The 1,340-nt window shown below is 55.6% G+C and carries 1 protein-coding gene; it reads left to right on the top strand.

Annotation, left to right across the window (positions count from 1 at the left end; translation table 11 throughout):
* Positions 1-135 precede the first annotated feature (135 nt).
* The gene (locus tag AC07P1_RS33665) at positions 136-1,326 is read left to right on the top strand and encodes an IS4 family transposase (RefSeq protein WP_494699944.1); all 1,191 of its coding nucleotides are present in this window, start codon (positions 136-138) and stop codon (positions 1,324-1,326) included.
* The last annotated feature ends 14 nt before the right edge of the window (positions 1,327-1,340 follow it).

The raw sequence follows: 1,340 nt of genomic DNA on the forward strand, positions 1-1,340 counted from the left end.
CCTGAGCCTTCCCCTCAAATATTGCTTGTAAACAGAGTGGGTACCTGTTAACTTTCAATCCTAAAAACGGCGCATGCATGGCTGTGTTACCCCTTTCATTCGTAGCGTCCAAACTGCGAATGAAAGGAACAGGCCATGCATGCATCGGTAATCTTACAACGGTTTTTGCAGGAACAGTGCGGCTTTATGCACGCCAAACGCCAGCAATGTGTGGCACGCATAGCCCACGCGGCGTGCTTCAAAGGACTGGGGGTCGTCAAGCTGGCCAAGGGACTCGGACGACCGGAGAAGTTGCGCCAGTCGATTAAATGCTGCGATCGGTTGTTAAGCAATCGACGCTTTCAGCAAGAGCGCATAGCGGTCTACCGTGCTTTGGCCAAGCAGATATTAAGCAAAGCCGACGCAGCGCCCGTTATTGTCGACTGGTCTGATTTACGCGCCGATGGCAGCTTGCAGTTGTTACGCGCCGCCGTCATGGCTGAGGGTCGTGCGCTGACGATTTACGAAGAAGTGCACTCTCAAAGCGAGCTGGGCTCTCCGAGAGTGCACAGGCTGTTTATGCGCCGGCTCAAGACGGTGTTGCCGGCAGCATTTCGGGCCATCATCATCACCGATGCCGGCTTTCGCGCCACCTGGTTCCAGATGCTCGATCAACAAGGATGGGCCTGGATCGGGAGGATTCGCAATCGCGACATGGTGTGTCAGGAAGGGAGCGCAGATTGGGCGGGCTGCAAGACTTTATATGCCTCGGCGACTTTACAGCCTCGCGTGCTTGGCAACTTTTTTTACGCCCGCGCCAATCCAGTTCGATGCTGCCTGACACTGCATCGACGTCCACCCAAACAGCGGCACCATACGACAAAGCTGGGAAAACCTTGCCGCAGCTCCAATAGCAACAAAGCGCGCGCGGCCCAAAAAGAACCTTGGTTGTTAGCTGTGTCGCCACGTCTCAAAGCACTCAGTTCTAGAGAGGTCATTCGTGCTTACGCGGGGCGGATGCAGATCGAACAGACCTTTCGCGATCTAAAGTCGCCGCGCTGCGCATTCGGACTGAGCAACTGTCAGACCCGCAGCGCGCCACGGATGGCCATGCTGCTTCTCATTGGCGCCTTGGCCTCATATGCGCTATGGATCATCGGCTTGGTCAAACGGCGCAGCAACGCCGCGATCAGTTATGGCAGCGCCAAGCAGGGCGTGCCTACCCTGTCGATAGTAGCGTTGGCCATGTTCTGGCTAGATCAGACACGCGACCTATCAGTTACTCGAAGTCAGCTCACCATCGCTCTTGATGAGCTGAGATCGTTGATCCCGACATTTAAAATTTGAGGGGAAGGCTCAGG

The sequence above is a fragment of the Duganella sp. GW821-FHT07F09 genome (genome assembly GCF_059418705.1).

Coding starts and splice junctions, on each gene's coding strand:
- AC07P1_RS33665 (WP_494699944.1), top strand. CDS start 136: ATGCATGCATCGGTAATCTTACAACGGTTTTTGCAGGAACAGTGCGGC.